This window comes from Asticcacaulis sp. P2_C5, from assembly GCF_056404555.1.
In genome coordinates this window covers 193,546-207,483 of sequence record NZ_JBFUDU010000001.1, presented here as the reverse complement: position 1 = coordinate 207,483, position 13,938 = coordinate 193,546, and the positions used below count along the sequence as shown (strand labels likewise).

14 protein-coding genes are annotated in these 13,938 nt (G+C 61.5%); 7 read left to right on the top strand and 7 right to left on the bottom strand.

The window, feature by feature from the left end; translation table 11 throughout:
* Positions 1-83: 83 nt before the first annotated feature.
* Genes AC1DXO_RS00810 through AC1DXO_RS00795 form a run of 4 tightly spaced genes read right to left on the bottom strand, consistent with a single transcriptional unit; the run spans position 84 to position 2,941 of the window.
* Complete coding sequence (locus tag AC1DXO_RS00810) at positions 84-386, bottom strand: winged helix-turn-helix domain-containing protein (protein WP_476976176.1); 303 nt, start codon at positions 384-386, stop codon at positions 84-86.
* A complete protein-coding gene (locus AC1DXO_RS00805) occupies positions 379-1,059 on the bottom strand; it encodes a hypothetical protein (protein ID WP_476976175.1) in 681 nt (226 codons plus the stop codon). The genes AC1DXO_RS00810 and AC1DXO_RS00805 overlap by 8 nt, the downstream gene beginning before the upstream one ends.
* The gene (locus AC1DXO_RS00800) at positions 1,056-1,727 is read right to left on the bottom strand and encodes a hypothetical protein (protein ID WP_476976174.1); all 672 of its coding nucleotides are present in this window, start codon (positions 1,725-1,727) and stop codon (positions 1,056-1,058) included. The genes AC1DXO_RS00805 and AC1DXO_RS00800 overlap by 4 nt, the downstream gene beginning before the upstream one ends.
* Positions 1,724-2,941, bottom strand: coding sequence for an acyltransferase family protein (locus AC1DXO_RS00795; RefSeq protein ID WP_476976173.1), 1,218 nt, complete (start codon positions 2,939-2,941; stop codon positions 1,724-1,726). The genes AC1DXO_RS00800 and AC1DXO_RS00795 overlap by 4 nt, the downstream gene beginning before the upstream one ends.
* A gap of 149 nt (positions 2,942-3,090) precedes the next feature.
* Between AC1DXO_RS00795 and AC1DXO_RS00790 the strand changes: the two genes are divergently transcribed.
* Entirely contained in the window at positions 3,091-3,741 is a 651-nt protein-coding gene (locus tag AC1DXO_RS00790) for a DUF4328 domain-containing protein (RefSeq protein ID WP_476976172.1), read from the top strand.
* Between the two features lie 8 nt (positions 3,742-3,749).
* Entirely contained in the window at positions 3,750-4,607 is an 858-nt protein-coding gene (locus AC1DXO_RS00785) for an alpha/beta hydrolase (RefSeq protein WP_476976171.1), read from the top strand.
* Between the two features lie 371 nt (positions 4,608-4,978).
* Here AC1DXO_RS00785 and AC1DXO_RS00780 read toward each other — a convergent pair whose 3' ends face one another.
* From AC1DXO_RS00780 to AC1DXO_RS00770, 3 genes are all read right to left on the bottom strand, one after another.
* Positions 4,979-6,190: a Yip1 family protein gene (locus AC1DXO_RS00780; RefSeq protein ID WP_476976170.1), complete on the bottom strand. Its 1,212-nt coding sequence runs from the start codon at positions 6,188-6,190 to the stop codon at positions 4,979-4,981.
* Between the two features lie 162 nt (positions 6,191-6,352).
* Positions 6,353-8,017, bottom strand: a complete 1,665-nt coding sequence (locus AC1DXO_RS00775; RefSeq protein ID WP_476976169.1) for an MFS transporter — start codon at positions 8,015-8,017, stop codon at positions 6,353-6,355.
* A gap of 148 nt (positions 8,018-8,165) precedes the next feature.
* The gene (locus AC1DXO_RS00770) at positions 8,166-10,808 is read right to left on the bottom strand and encodes a M1 family metallopeptidase (RefSeq protein ID WP_476976168.1); all 2,643 of its coding nucleotides are present in this window, start codon (positions 10,806-10,808) and stop codon (positions 8,166-8,168) included.
* 189 nt (positions 10,809-10,997) lie between these two features.
* Between AC1DXO_RS00770 and AC1DXO_RS00765 the strand changes: the two genes are divergently transcribed.
* The 5 genes from AC1DXO_RS00765 to AC1DXO_RS00745 all read left to right on the top strand — a co-directional run bounded on the left by AC1DXO_RS00765 (position 10,998) and on the right by AC1DXO_RS00745 (position 13,873).
* Positions 10,998-11,876, top strand: a complete 879-nt coding sequence (locus AC1DXO_RS00765) for a DUF3034 family protein (protein WP_476976167.1) — start codon at positions 10,998-11,000, stop codon at positions 11,874-11,876.
* 11 nt (positions 11,877-11,887) lie between these two features.
* A complete protein-coding gene (locus AC1DXO_RS00760; protein ID WP_476976166.1) occupies positions 11,888-12,340 on the top strand; it encodes a group I truncated hemoglobin in 453 nt (150 codons plus the stop codon).
* A 115-nt stretch (positions 12,341-12,455) separates the two neighbouring features.
* Positions 12,456-12,938 (top strand): hypothetical protein, encoded by a 483-nt coding sequence (locus AC1DXO_RS00755; RefSeq protein ID WP_476976165.1) that lies wholly within the window; start codon positions 12,456-12,458, stop codon positions 12,936-12,938.
* A gap of 21 nt (positions 12,939-12,959) precedes the next feature.
* Positions 12,960-13,562 carry a hypothetical protein gene (locus tag AC1DXO_RS00750; RefSeq protein WP_476976164.1) on the top strand — a complete coding sequence of 201 codons (603 nt, stop codon included), beginning with the start codon at positions 12,960-12,962 and terminating at the stop codon, positions 13,560-13,562.
* Positions 13,563-13,567: 5 nt separating this feature from the next.
* Entirely contained in the window at positions 13,568-13,873 is a 306-nt protein-coding gene (locus AC1DXO_RS00745; RefSeq protein WP_476976163.1) for a winged helix-turn-helix domain-containing protein, read from the top strand.
* Positions 13,874-13,938 lie beyond the last annotated feature (65 nt).

The following is a 13,938-nucleotide window of genomic DNA, read 5'->3' as shown; positions in this document are numbered from 1 at the left end:
CAAGCTTTCAGGCTTAAACTTATTCGCGTTTTTCGCGCTTTTCGCGGCCAAAATCTTGCCTGATACCAGCTAATCAGAGGCCATTATCGCCGCTCGACCAGTTTCGACAGTGCATCGAGATAGACCGCGAAGGCCTTGCGACCGGCCGGTGTGATATGCGCCCGCGTCAAAGGCTTGCGGCCCTGGAAGCTCTTGATAATCTCGACATAGCCCGCCTCCTCCAGCTTGCGCAGATGGACCGAGAGATTGCCCTGGGTCGCATCCAGCACGGACTTCAGCTCGTTGAAGTCTGCCGCTTCGGCGTCCATCAGATAGGCCATGATCCCCAGGCGCAGCCGCCCGTGGATGGCATCGTCCAGCCGGTTGATGTTGAACCCGTCACCCATGGTGCCGGTCCTCTCCCTCAGCCCTTTCCGGGGCTTGCTTTTTGGCCAGGCGCATCAGGGTATAGCCGGCCCCGCCCATCAGGACGAACAGGGCGATCCCCAGCACCAGGACATAGTGCGACGTCTTGATCAGCAGGCCCAGAATCAGGGTGGTGACGAACCAACCGGCCGAGACAAAGGCCAGCCATGCCTTGCGGCGGATCATGTAGGCGATGTACCACACAGCCCCCTGAAGGGCGCAGATGACGATCGGGTACAGCATCCACAGCAGAATGCTTTTCTCGGTTATGGCGACATAGGCGAAGACCGCGACCATGACCAGGTTAGCCAGGCCGGCGCTGGAAAAAGCCGCATTGAGCGAGCGCGTCGCCACGCCTTTCTGGCCGGACTTGCGATCCTTCCAGGCAAGCCACGAGACGATGACGGTAAAGACGATAGTCGGACCGACGCCGATGACCAGGCCCAGCAAGCCATATGGCAGCCAGCCGATGATCTCGGCCCACTGCAATATGCATTGCGTGCCGAACGACAGGCCGCCCGCCAGGAAGGCGATACCAGCCGAGCGCTGCACCTGTCCGCCCTCGCTGACCAGCGAACGGATAAAGGCCAGGTTGGCGCCGATATCCTGGTCATGTTCCGACCCCTCCGGCCGATCGTCCATCTCCATGCTCATGCCGCTGTCGTCTCCGCCCTTTTGGCCAATCGCATCATGGCATAGCCCGATCCGCCCATCAGGAAGGTCAGGGCCAGGCCCAGCACCAGGACATAGTGTGGCGTGCGGATCAGCAGGCCCAGGGCCAGGGTGGTGATGAACCAGCCGGCCGACACCAGGGCCAGCCACAGTTCGCGCCGGATCATATAGGCGATGTACCACACCGCCCCCTGAAAGGCGCAGACCACGGCCGGATACAGCAGCCAGATCAGCATGTTCTTTTCGACATAAAAGGCCAGGTAGCCGAAGACAGCGACGATGAACATATTGGCCAGGCCGGCGCTGCCGAAGGCGGCATTGATCGCCCGAGTCGCCACGCCCCTCTGGCCGTCCTTGCGGTTCGTCCACAGGACATAACCCAGCACGGCGGCGAAGATGACGCTGGGCGCGATACCGAGCACCACTCCAAACGATCCCCAGTGGAACCAGCCCATGGTCTCGGGCCACAACAGCAGGCATTGCAGGCCGTAGCACAGGCCGGCCGCCAGGAAGACAGCCCCGCCCGACATGCGGCCGCGCGCCCCTTCACCGACCAGTCCCTTGACGAAGGCCAGGTCGGCACCCATCCGGGTGCCGACCTTTTCATCTTCTGGACCATTATCTGTGCCCGTATCTTTATCAGCGCTCACGCCGTTGCCTCCTGCGCCGCTGCCCCGGCCTTGACCCTGCGGCGGCGACCATTGAGAATCGTGCCGATGAATGTGTAGCGTACCATAAGCGCGTAGCTGATGAGCGCAATGGTCATGGTGCCGACCAGGACGATCGCGGCCTTGTACTCGACCTCGGCCGCCATGTCCTTGACCAGATACTGGAAGACCAGCAGCAGCGGCACGTGGACGATATAGACCCAGTAGGAGGCGTCGGCCAGGTAGCGGACCATCGGGTTTTCCTTGCGCAGCAGCAGGCGGGCGCCGCCGATCAGGGCAAAGGTCCAGGCCCAGGCGGTCAGGGGATAGATCATGCAGTACAGCGGGTGGTCGTGACCGGCCGTCGGCGCCAGGACCGGCATCTTGCCGACGGTCGACAGGCACCACCACGTGCCGGCAATCGCGGCCGGGCCGTACAGCCAAACCCGGCTGGCCAGGTGATCCAGCAGGTCGGCGCGGCGGTTCAGCCACCAGCCGAACTTGAAGGCGGTGGCAAAGCCGGCCACGGCCATCAGGTTGGGGATCAGGCCGGTGTCCGGGGTCTGGATGCCGAACCACATCATCCATGCATCATTGCTGTAGAAGACGACGGCGACCGGCAGGGCCAGGACGGCGGTGATCAGGTCGCTCTTGGTCAGCATGCCGATGACGCGGTCCAGCACCTGGCCCAGCACATTGCCGACATGCAGGACGTCCGTGACGATCTTGATCAGGAGAGCGCCGGTATAGAGCAGCAACAGGGCATACAGGAACCACAGGTGGCTGAGCGGGAAGGTCTGCACGCTGAAGGCCGGCGGAGGAGCCGGTGGCGCCGCGGCGGCGGCCGAACCCGGTGCCGGCATGTTGGCGATGATCATGATGGCGATGATGGCGGCCATGACGATCGGCCAGAAAGCGACCAGGGGAATGCCGACACGCTTCAGTCGGTTGGCGATGAAACCGCCGATGCCGCGCTTTTCCAGCATCATGCGGGCGAAGAAGCCGGCCAGGACGAAGAAGGTGATCATGCGGAACATGTGAATAACGTAGAAGGCGACATTGGCACCGCTGTCGGTCACCGTGTCGGCGACAATCCAGATACGCGGCTCCATGAACGACATGACGCCATGAAGAACAACGCCCAGCAGCAGGGCGAAGGCGCGAACGGCGTCGAGGTCATGCCAGCGCTCACCGTCCCTTGTAATCGAAGTGCTCACAATAATTCTCCCTGAGGAAACCGGAGCCCGTCGCTCCATAAACAAGGTCATTACATGAACTAGTTTGTTTTGTAAACTGGTCTGTGTAAATTGAATCTTGCACGCGGTCGGTCGAGCGGCGATAGTTGGTCTTCAAACGGGGGGATGGCATGGCTCAGCCGACAAAGCACAAGGCCGGCGCGGGCATGACCCTGACGCTGCAGATCATGTCCGCTCTTGAGCTTTTGCCGTGCGTCATCCTGCTTGCCGCCGGCCTGTCCCTGGGCTGGCCGACATTCCAGACGCTTCCCAACGCGGAAAAAGACGCCGCGCCACTGGTTATGCTCTACATGCTTATGATCTTGATGCGGTTTGGCACGTTGATCGTCATGGCGCGCTGGACCTGGCGGCTGACCTCCAATGCCGGCAGACAGACGCATCTTCCGGTCACGCCGCGCTGGGCGTGGCTCGGCTGGTTCGTACCCCTGGCCAGTCTGGTCGTGCCATTCCTGGCGGTGCTGGCCCTCAACAGGGTTGACGGCCGTGTGCCGGGTCCGCGCAAGTTCCTTATTGTCGCCTGGTGGCTGGCGCGCCTCACGACCTGCGTCGCGGGGGCCATGATTGTCGTCGTTATCGGCTCCATCGTGCTGATCCTGACGCATATGAAGCACATGCCTGAAGACGCAACGATCATGATCAGATTTCTGATGTGGCTGAGCCTGTATACCGTGGTCGCCAAGGTCCTGGAGTTCGCCATCGTGACCCTGACCTACCGCCACCAACCCAAGGCGGGCGAAGTCCTCGCTGCAACCGTTTTCTGAGGATAGCCATGTCCCCTGCTCTGCAGCGCCTCAGAAACATCGCACTTGCCGCGGTCGCGGTTGTGGCGCTCCTTTATGTCGCCCTGGTCGGCTATCTCTATGTCAACCAGCGCCATATGCTCTACGGTATCGAGCCCGAACCCGATGGCCCGGCTGTCAGCGGCCTGCAGATCCAGGATGTCCGCATTACCACCCCCGATGGCGAGCGCCTGCAGGCCTGGTACGAACCGCCACAGCCCGGCCAGCCCGTTATCCTGTTCCTGCACGGTCAGGGCGGCACGCTCGCCATGGGTAAATACCGCTATATTCGCATGCATAAGCAGGGCGTCGGTTACCTGGCCCTGGCCTATCGCGGCTATTCGCACTCAACCGGCAAGCCGACCGAAAAGGGCCTGTTTATCGATGGACTGGCCGCCTATGACTGGCTGAAGGCGCAAGGCTTCCGCGACCAGGATATCGTCATCCACGGCCATTCCCTGGGCTCGGGCGTCGCCACCTACGTCGCCACCCAGCGCCCCGCCCACACCCTGATCCTCGAGGCGCCTTTCACGGCAGCTTCCGACGTCGCCCAGGAGCGCTATCCCTTTGTGCCAGTCTCGCTGCTGATGACCGACAAATATATGAGCCGTACCCGGATCAAGGACGTCCATATGCCGCTTTTGATCGCCCATGGCAACCGCGACCGCGTCATTCCGTTCAAAGAGGGCCAACGCCTGTTCGCCCTGGCCAATGCACCCAAGGTCTTTATCCGCATGGCGGGTTCGGATCACAACACCCTGACACGCGACGGCGTCTATCCGCACTATTGGGCCTTCCTCGGTCTGCCGCTGCACGACTATGACCCGGCGCTTGAGAGCGCGCCTTAAACAGAGCCGACGCGCTCAGAGACGTATACATCCCTGAATTTCGAAGAAATTTGGGGTATAGCGCCAGCGAAAGTATAGCTTTCGCCAGCGATGGGACCGCACGACGGCAAGCGAAACGCAGTGAAGCGAAGACGGAGATGTGTGCCTGCCGGCAAGGCTGGTGGGGTTTCTGGCTTACTTGAACCCTTCCAAACGGGCTTATACTCGATGCGAAGGACACTACAAAGTAAGCAAGAAACCCTACCACCACATCTCATTCTCGTTGGCATTCGCCAACTCGACTTCGTGTGGTCCCCCTCCCCAAATTTGCAAGCAAATTCAGGGATGTATAGTAGGGTAGGAGCCAGCGCTTTTCAGTAGGCCCTCAGGCCCTACCCCTTCGACAACCCCTCCAGCTTGCCCGCGTCGAGACCGTTGACCAGGTTCTTCAGCGTATCGATCGAGTCAACCGTTCCTGACGCCTCGACGTTTATCCGACCATTGCGCACGACAGAGTACTTACCGTACTTGCTGTCGCGGTCATACTCTTCGGAGACCATCTGGCCGTTCTGGGTGGAGATCTTCGAATAACCGGTTGCGCTGCTGGACGAACTGTTGACGTTCAACGCCGCCGCCATTGCACCAAGTCCCGAAGCCGTTCCCAGGTCTTCAACTTCCAGGCTGATCGTATTGCCATTGACGAGATAGCTGCCCCGGGCCTGGGCCGCCGTGATACCCACCGCACCGCCCGAACTGGTGCTGTCATCGGTCCGCGCGGCCCCCATATAGCTCGCCGGCATCAGGGCCAGCAACACCTGCGGATCGGCGACCTTTACCGTCGTCGTGCCATTCTGCTGCGCCGAAGCCTCAGCCGCCATCTGGTCGGTGGCCTGCTGTATCTTGCCGAGATCGACCGAGGCGCCGCCGATCCTTACCGTCCCGCTCACCTTGCCGTTATCGGCCACGACGGGGCCATGCGGCATCATCCCGAAGGTGCCAAGAGCCGCCCCGCCGGCCACCATCTTGCCGACGCCGCCGGCGACCGCGCCAAGCACAATGGCGATGATCACCACCACGGCCGTATAGCCGAGGCTCTTTTCGGGTGGTGATTTCATCAGCTTGGGCAGGCCGACATAAAACAGATACAGATTGTACAGGCCTGCCAGGATAACCACGAAGAACAACAGCGGGATGAGCATGACAATCCCGGCCACCCAGCCGGCCGTCATCGAATAGGCCGCCAGCTTGAAGGCCTTCAGGAAGTTCTTCTGGCCATCGAAACTGGGCGCCAGGGCGTCAATGATCAGCGCCAGGACATAGACCATGGCCAGGCCGACAGCAAAACCCCAGATCCCGCCCAGCACCGCGGGAATCAAGCCGAATCCCAGGGTGAACAGGCTGATCCCGATGATCGACGCTACCGGACCGATCGCTGCCAGCGGTATGACATAGCCCATATAGAGGGACTTCACGTCGGCCGGTTCCGCGTCGATCACATCCCAGGTCGGCGCCGGTCTGAGCAGTATGTCCTGGACGCGGGTAATCAGGCCCCGGGCCTTGGGCGAAATCGTCGGAGACGGATCGGGTGTCGGAGAATCGGTCATGGCAGCACCTTTGGATTGAATAAATACAATATACACAAAGATTTACGCCGGAAGGCCACAGCTGTGACCGCACCGGCGCGCAGGGGAACAAAAAAAATGCGCCCGGTCAACCAAGCCCGGGCGCACGTTTACTTTATCGGCCGTTTATTCCATGAGCCGGCCTTAATGATTCAGGTCGACGTTCTTGTTTTCTTTAACAAACAACAGCCCGATCACGAAGGTTACCGCAGCGATGCCGATCGGATACCATAGCCCGTCATACATCCCGCCAGTCGTGGCGATGATGGTGAAGGCGATCGCCGGCAGCAGGCCGCCGAACCAGCCGTTGCCGAAATGGTACGGCACCGACATGGCGCTGTAACGGATGCGCGCCGGGAACATCTCGACGAGGGCCGCCGCCATCGGCGCATAGACCATGGTGACCAGCAGGACCAGGGCGATCAGCACCGCCATGGCCTTGGGCATATCGATCTGCGCCGGATCGGCCTTGTCCGGATAACCGGCAGCCTTCAGCGCGGCGCCGACCCGCTTCTTGAAGTCGTCCGACGCCGCCTTGGCCGCGTCGCCCGTCAGGCCCTTGCCCTCATAGGAATCGACGACGGTATCGCCGATCTTGATCGTTGCCAGCGTACCGGCAGGCGCCACGACATTGTTGTAGCTGACACCACCCTTGGCGAGATACGACTTGGCGATATCGCATGACTGCAGGAACTTGGTCTTGCCGACCGGGTCGAACTGCAGCGCGCAGGCCGCCGGATCGGCATTCACCGACACAGGGGCCGTCATCTGCGCGCGTTCCAGCGCCGGATTGACCGCAACCGTCAGGGCATGGAACAGCGGGAAATAGCCGGCCGCCGCCAGCAGCAGCCCGGCCAGGATGATCGGCTTGCGGCCGACCTTGTCCGACAGCCAGCCGAAAAAGATAAAGAAGGGCGTGGCGATCACCAGGGCCGAGCCGACCAGCAGATAGGCCGTATTGGCGTCGAGATGCAGCAGGTTCTGCAGGAAGAACAGGGTATAGAACTGACCGGCGTACCAGACCACGCCCTGGCCGGCGACCAGGCCGAACAGGGCCAGCAATACGATCTTCAGATTGTTCCAGCGCAGGAAGGCCTCGGTAAACGGCGCTTTTGAATCGCGGCCCTCTTCCTTCATCGCCTTGAAGACGGGGCTTTCGTTGAGCTGCATGCGAATCCAGATCGATACGCCGAGCAGCAGGATCGAGCTCAGGAACGGCACGCGCCAGCCCCAGGCCTTGAACGCGTCTTCGCCCAGATAATGGCGGGTGACGCCAATAATGGCCAGGGACATCAGCAGGCCGAGCGTCGCCGTGGTCTGGATCCAGGCCGTGGTCGCCCCGCGCTTTTTCGGGTCGGAATGTTCGGCGACATAGGTCGCCGCGCCGCCGTATTCGCCACCCAGGGCCAGGCCCTGCAGCAGGCGCAGGCCGATCAGGGTGGCAGGCGCCCATATGCCGATCTGTTCGTAGGTCGGCAGGAGCCCGACGCCGAAGGTCGACAGGCCCATGATGACCATGGTCAGCAGGAAGGTATATTTGCGTCCGACCATGTCGCCGATCCGCCCGAAGACGAAGGCGCCGAACGGCCGCACGATAAAGCCGGCGGCAAAGGCCAGCAGGGCGAAGATGAAGGCCGTCGTCGGATTGATTCCCTTGACCTCGAAGAAGTGCGCCCCGATTATCGCCGCCAGGGTGGCGAAGATATAGAAGTCGAACCATTCGAACACAGTGCCCAGCGACGATGCGCCGACCACCAGGAACATGTTGTGTTTCTTGGGCGCGGTCGCCCCGTCTGTCGAAGCTGTCATGCGTCTCAATCCCCAAAGGCCAATACAATAGGCGCGCTGTCGCGCTCGTTGCCGCTAGGGATGGCATGGAAAGAAAAAGGCGGCAAGGCGTTACACCGCCTCACCGCCTGATTTTCCAGCAATTGTAAGATAATTGCTTCTGGTTCTCTTAATGCGAGTCCTTGAAAGCCTGGCTGACTTCCGCCGACTTGGCATCCTTCAGCACGCCGCAGTCATGGACGCCTTCGACCATGCGATCGAACGACAGGACGCCCCGGCCCGCTGCGATGACCTTCTGGCGCAGCAGCGAGTCGACCTCGGCCGCCCGGTCGACCGAGCAATAGCCCTTGGCCAGGGTCGGCAAGCGCGACGCCGAGAAGATGCCGACGCCCTTGGACAGGCTCTCGTAGTTGGTCTTGTACCAGTCAAAGGCCACATCACGGCTGCCGGGTTCGCCCATCAGGCCCTTGATCAGGGCGTAACGGTCCGGCGAACGCAGGCGCGTATCGCTGGCCATCTGGCCAAAGATCCAGCTGGCGGTTTCCGGCGTGGCGCCGGCTGTGATCGCCGTGAGGGCGGCCTGACGGAAGACCTCGTCGCTTGCCGTCATGGTGCGCTCGTACATCGTCTTGGCGGCAGCCAGGCCGCCGCCGCTGACATAGACCTTCAGGCCGGTATCGAGGAAGGACTGGTCCAGCGCGCCGGTGTCGCCCGACAGGTAAGAGGTCGCAGCCGTCTTCAACTGAGCCTGGATCGCGGCATCATTGGCTTCGCCGGCCAGCAGGCCGACCAGTTGAGTCCGCAGGCGCTGGGCGTCCGGGCTGTCGCTGGCATAGACGCCGGCCTTGGGGTCGAAGCCCAGGGCGGCCAGGCGTGGCTTGAAGATCTCGCCCATGACGCGGCGGTAGTCGGAAGCCGCATCGTCCGAGATCAGGCCCTGGGCATGCAGCTTGGTCAGGCGCGAGCCACCTTCATAGGCAACGCGCGAGTCGGGATTATTGACCAGGACGCGGGCGGCATCGATCAACTTGGCGGCAGGCAGCTTGCCGGCGGCAAACTGCGCCCACAGGCTGTCGGTCGCGGCCAGGCCTTCACCCGCCGGCAGGCTGGCGCCGGTCTTGATCAGGATATCCCAGTCTTCCGGCGTCAGGCTGAAGCGGTAATAGCCGGTACCGCCGGCATTCGGCATGATGGCGCCGGGCACATTGTCGACGCCGAGATTGCCCTGCGGCAGGTCCAGCATGAAGCATGCCCGGTCCTCGCCGCGGCGAATGCACATCGGGATCGACCAGGTCTGCGGTTCCAGCGTCGCGCCCAGCTTGGCGTAGCGCGACTGGGTGGCAACCAGGTAACCGCCGACATGGGTGAAGTCGACGACGGGAACGCCTTCCTGGTCGATGAAGCTCTTCATCGCGGTCAGGACCTTCGGGTCCTCGGCGGCGTCACCGAGGGCGCCGAAGAAGTCCTCGGTCGTGGCACTACCATAGGGATGGCGCGACATGTGCAGGCGGACACCGGCGCGGAAACGCTGGTCACCGAGATAGGCCGCGACCATGGAAATGACCTGGCCGCCCTTGCCGTAGGTGATGGTGTCGAAGGCCTGGTCGATGTCGCTGCTGTTGACGATCGGCTCATGGATCGGACGGCCGACCTTCAGAACGTCGGTGTCCATGGCGGTGAAGCCTTCGTCGACAGCGCCGGCGCCGATATTCAGCTCGGGGCGCCATTCATTGCCGATACGGAAGCCCATCCAGTTGGCGAAGCTCTCGTTCAGCCAGATGTCGTCCCACCAGGCCGGCGTGACATAGTCGCCGAACCACTGGTGAGCCAGTTCGTGCGACACCACCATGCCGAAGTCCTGCTTCTGCTTGGTCGAGGCGCCGCTATCCAGCAGGATGATATTGTCGGCATAGATGTCGGCGCCGGCGTTTTCCATGGCGCCCGGCATGACCGGCGAAGCGATCTGGTCCAGCTTCGGATAGGGGAAGGCCTGGCCGAAATAGTCTTCGAGATGGTTGATGATGGCCGGCGTTTCCTGCAGCGCATATTGCAGCTTTGCGGCGTTCGGCTTGGTGGCGATGATGCGGATGGGCAGGGGATAGTTGCGATAGGCGCTGGGCGGCGCCGACCCTTCGGCGACGGCGAACGGACCGACGACGAGGGCGACCAGATAGGTCGGCAGCGGCTTGGTCGAGTAGAAGTCGTGCTGGATCATCTTGCCGGCGGTGACTTCGCCATTGGGCGGCGCATTGCTGGCCACGACAAGGCCCTTGTCGGTGGTGACGGAAACCTTGAACGGCGTCTTGTAGCCGGGCTCGTCGAACGACGGGAAGGCGGCGCGGGCATCGATCGATTCGAACTGCGACCAGACGTACCAGTCGTCGCCGACCTTGATGTGATACAGGCCGGCCGGGCCATCGCCGAAGGCGGCGTCATAGTCGAAGGCCAGGGTGACCTTGCCGGCTGCCAGCGGCTTGGCGAAGTCGAGGCGGACAACGCCCAACGGGTCGACCTGGGTATATTTCGTCTTGACGATCTTACCGTCGGCCCCGGTGGCCGTCACCAGGGTGACCTTCAGATCGCGGCCATGCATAAACAGCGAACTCGTTTGAGCCGCCAGTTGAACATCGATTTCGGTATGACCGGAAAAGCGCGGCTTTGACGGAACAATATTGAAACTCAGGCGGTAGGCCAGCGGCTTGGCCGTTTCGGGCAGTTTGCCCTGGGGATAATCCGCGGCGGTGGCGCCAAGCGGCACGGCGGCCGAGGCTGGAATGAACAGCAGGCCGAGGGCCAGGAAAATTGCGCGCATGGAACGGGTCCGGAACATTTGATACGACTGTTCAGGGATAGCACAGCCCACCCTTACGCAACATTACTTTTTCGTAAGGCCAAAATCCGGGTAAATTTCCAAAAACAACGCATTCCCACAATTGATATAAATCAGGCCTTAAGCATATCCGGGCGAGATGTGCGGTGAACAGATACATTTGGGCACGTCATGAAATCTCTCCTTTGCGCCCTCGGCCTGGCTGCGGCACTCGCCGGCCTGGCGGGCGGCGTCCGCGCGGACTCCTTCCTGGACTACAGTAGCGGCAAGCTGCTCCTGACGGGAGGGGTCAATACGGTCGAAGGGGCGGCCGGCGGTGGCCTGACGCCGTGGGCGGTGATCGGCAGCTACGGCACGGACGGCCAGGTCGGCGGCAATCTCTACTATACCGACGTCAACACCACCGATTACGATATCCGTTCCTATGGCGGGCTGGTCGGGCTCGACAACCGGCTGGAACTGTCGTGGTCGCATCAGGACTTCGACACCGAAAAGGTCGGCGCGGCCCTAGGCCTGGGCTATGGCTACACTATCGGCCAGGACACGCTGGGCCTGAAGGTCCGGGTTCTGGGCGACGCCGTGCTGGAACAGGACAGCTGGGTGCCACAGGTCTCGGTCGGCATGCAGTTCAAGAAGAACCAGAACGGCGGTCTGGTGAAGGCGCTCGGCGCCCGCGACGACGAAGGCACGGACTACTATATCAGCGCCACCAAGCTGTATCTGTCCCACAGCCTCCTGCTCAACGCCACCCTCCGCGCCACCAAGGCCAATCAGTTCGGCATACTGGGTTTCGGCGGCATCGACGACAGGTATCACATCCAGCTTGAGGGCTCGGCCGCCTGGCTGCTCAGCCGCAAGCTGGCGGTTGGCGCCGAATTCCGCACCAAACCCGACAATCTCGGCGCGGCCAGGGAAGAGGCGGCGTTCGACGTTTTTGCCGCCTATGCCTTGTGCAAGAACATGTCGGTCACCCTGGCCTATGCCGACCTCGGCAATATCGTTACCCGCCGCCAGACCGGTCTCTATGCCTCGCTGCAAGTCGGCTTTTAAGGATCATACCCATGTTCAAGACCGTTATCTGCGCCGCGGTTCTCGCCAGTGTCGCCTCACCCGGTTTCGCTGAAGACAGCTCCCAGGTCGCGCCGGTGATCGCGACCGACGACAAGCTTTTCAACGATTTCGGCGGTCATGACGGCCTGGTGAAGATCACCGACGATTTCATGGTCATCCTGCTCGATGACCCGCGCACGCATGATTTCTTCGTCGCCGCCAAGCGGGACCACGTCAAGGCCATGCTGGTCGAACAGTTCTGCCATATCCTGAACGGCGGCTGCGCCTATACAGGCAAGGATTCGAAGTCTGCCCACGCCCAGCTGGGTATCGACCACGCTGCCTTTTATGCCCTGGTCGAGGACCTGCAAAAAGCCATGACGCAGAACGACGTGCCCTTCTCGTCGCAGAACAAGCTGCTGGCGGCTTTGGCCCCGCAATCCCGCGACATCATCACGAAATAGGCAGGGGCAGCAGGGGCAGCAGGGGCAACGCCCCTGCACCCGGATTCGCGACAAAAAGAACTTTACAATATAAAGTACTTTTGATACTCCGGTCGTATAAAGCGGGAGTGCAGGCATGGACAGCACGACATCGACACAGAAATTTGCCATCGTCCGCGCCCTGTCGCTATTTGCACTCGCCTATCTGCTGGTCAGCATTATCGCCACTGCCATCAGCGTCACCTACGCGATTGTCAACCATTCGCCATCGCCTGAGGAACTGGGCGTTGGCATGCTGAAGGCGCCCGCCTTCGTCGCCACCGTACCGTGGCATGTGGTGGTCATGCTGGTTGTCTGGCCGTTGTTCGCCGGGCTGTATTTCGGCCGGCGCCGCATGCTGAAACCGCAGACGGTGGCGCTGCTCGGAGTAATCTGGCTGCTGGCTTCGATGATCGTCGACTACATTGCCTTCGTAGCCACGAAACACCCTTACGCCTTTACGCCGCACGAATTTTACGTCGACTATCAGCCGTGGATCAGCCTGATCTACCTGGCAATCCTGATCAGCCCATGGATTTGGTTCGGCGGCGTCCGTTTGCTGACCCGTAAACCTGCCTAAACGCCCACAGAAAGCCCCAACATGTCCAAATCCTTACAAAGCGATATCGACTATATGAAGTCGCTGGCCCTGGCCGGAAGCGCCGGCCCCCTCAACAACGGCAGCACGCTGTTCTGGGCAGGTCTGCTGTACGGTTTGGCGGCTGTTGGCCAATACGCCATTATCCGAGGTTGGCTGCCACAGACCCTGGCCATGAACGTGATCGTCTGGTTCGGCGCCAGTGTCGTCTTCGCCGTAATTGCAATCCTGTTGGCCATCGGCCGTAAGAAGGCAGCAGACTCCACGACTGCACGCGCCGCCAACCACGCCTGGTCGGCGGTCGCCCTGGGGGTTATCGCTTTCATCATGACCCTGTTCCTGATCATTCGTGCCAGCGGACAATTCCAGGGATTGTATTACATTATCGCGCCGGTCGTCTTGATCATGTACGGCATGGGCTGGTGGGTTAGCGCTGCTATGGCCGGCAAGACGTGGCTGAAACTGGTCGCGTTTGGTTGCTTTCTGGGCGCCCCGGTCATGGGCCTGATCGCCGACCGGCCTGAACAGTTGCTGGCCTATGCCGCCTGTCTGATTCTCTTCGCCATGCTACCAGGCCTGGCGCTGATGCGGGCACAGAAGGCTTAGGATCGATGGACGATTTCAACATCGACTCGCTCGATGACGTGATCCACGGCCGCCTGCGCCTGGGCATCATGGCTTTTTTGTCAACGGCCGGGTCAGCGGATTTCACGCAGCTGAAGACCCGGCTGCAGGCGACCGACGGCAATCTGTCGGTGCAACTGCGCAAACTGGAAGAAGCGGGTTACGTGGCGATCGACAAGACCTTTGTCGCCAAGAAGCCGCTGACCACAGTCACCCTGACCCCGGCCGGGCGGACGGCCTATATCGGCTATCTCGAGGCCATGCGGAAGCTGATCGACGAGTCAGGCGCCTAAAGTCGAATTGCGGCCTTATGACAGCAGCGGGTAGATGCGACGGAACATCCGTCTGGAAACACCGC

Coding starts and splice junctions, on each gene's coding strand:
- AC1DXO_RS00775 (WP_476976169.1), bottom strand. CDS start 8,017: ATGACAGCTTCGACAGACGGGGCGACCGCGCCCAAGAAACACAACATG.
- AC1DXO_RS00750 (WP_476976164.1), top strand. CDS start 12,960: ATGTCCAAATCCTTACAAAGCGATATCGACTATATGAAGTCGCTGGCC.
- AC1DXO_RS00810 (WP_476976176.1), bottom strand. CDS start 386: ATGGGTGACGGGTTCAACATCAACCGGCTGGACGATGCCATCCACGGG.
- AC1DXO_RS00760 (WP_476976166.1), top strand. CDS start 11,888: ATGTTCAAGACCGTTATCTGCGCCGCGGTTCTCGCCAGTGTCGCCTCA.
- AC1DXO_RS00755 (WP_476976165.1), top strand. CDS start 12,456: ATGGACAGCACGACATCGACACAGAAATTTGCCATCGTCCGCGCCCTG.
- AC1DXO_RS00745 (WP_476976163.1), top strand. CDS start 13,568: ATGGACGATTTCAACATCGACTCGCTCGATGACGTGATCCACGGCCGC.
- AC1DXO_RS00785 (WP_476976171.1), top strand. CDS start 3,750: ATGTCCCCTGCTCTGCAGCGCCTCAGAAACATCGCACTTGCCGCGGTC.
- AC1DXO_RS00805 (WP_476976175.1), bottom strand. CDS start 1,059: ATGAGCATGGAGATGGACGATCGGCCGGAGGGGTCGGAACATGACCAG.
- AC1DXO_RS00765 (WP_476976167.1), top strand. CDS start 10,998: ATGAAATCTCTCCTTTGCGCCCTCGGCCTGGCTGCGGCACTCGCCGGC.
- AC1DXO_RS00780 (WP_476976170.1), bottom strand. CDS start 6,190: ATGACCGATTCTCCGACACCCGATCCGTCTCCGACGATTTCGCCCAAG.
- AC1DXO_RS00790 (WP_476976172.1), top strand. CDS start 3,091: ATGGCTCAGCCGACAAAGCACAAGGCCGGCGCGGGCATGACCCTGACG.
- AC1DXO_RS00770 (WP_476976168.1), bottom strand. CDS start 10,808: ATGCGCGCAATTTTCCTGGCCCTCGGCCTGCTGTTCATTCCAGCCTCG.